This window comes from Psychrobacter sp. TB20-MNA-CIBAN-0197 (assembly GCF_040309765.1).
Lineage (GTDB): Bacteria > Pseudomonadota > Gammaproteobacteria > Pseudomonadales > Moraxellaceae > Psychrobacter > Psychrobacter submarinus.
In genome coordinates, this window is record NZ_JBEOPC010000148.1 from 1 (window position 1) to 392 (window position 392).

The window sequence follows — 392 nt, forward strand, 5'->3', positions numbered from 1 at the left end:
ACCAATCAACTAATAGATAAAGAGCAAACAATTAGAGATGCACTAGAGCAGCAGGGCAACTACTATTTTTTAGCTTTTATTGCGGTCGATCCGCATTTTCATGGCCAAGGGTTTGGGCGTTATTTATTAAGAGGCCTAAATGACCTAATTCAATCTAATGCTGAGTCTACAGGTATGGCGGTGTTTGTAACGCGCAAAGAGCATACTCAATTTTTTAAAACCGACGGGTTTGAAAGCTTTAAGCAGCTTACTTTTAATAAGATTGCGGGCGAATTGTTATTTAAGTCAAAAAACTAAATTTAATTTAGGTTATAAGGTAGCCTGCATTGGTGGTTTACATCCCAAAACGGACATATGACCGTGAGATATATCTCACATCACTGTGCGAGTTG

1 protein-coding gene is annotated in these 392 nt (G+C 38.3%); it reads left to right on the plus strand.

All coding sequences use genetic code 11. The annotated features are described in order from the left end of the window. The coding region (locus tag AAEY83_RS13055; protein ID WP_351059379.1) for a GNAT family N-acetyltransferase at positions 1–297 on the plus strand (297 nt) is incomplete at its 5' end. Between the last annotated feature and the right edge of the window lie 95 nt (positions 298–392).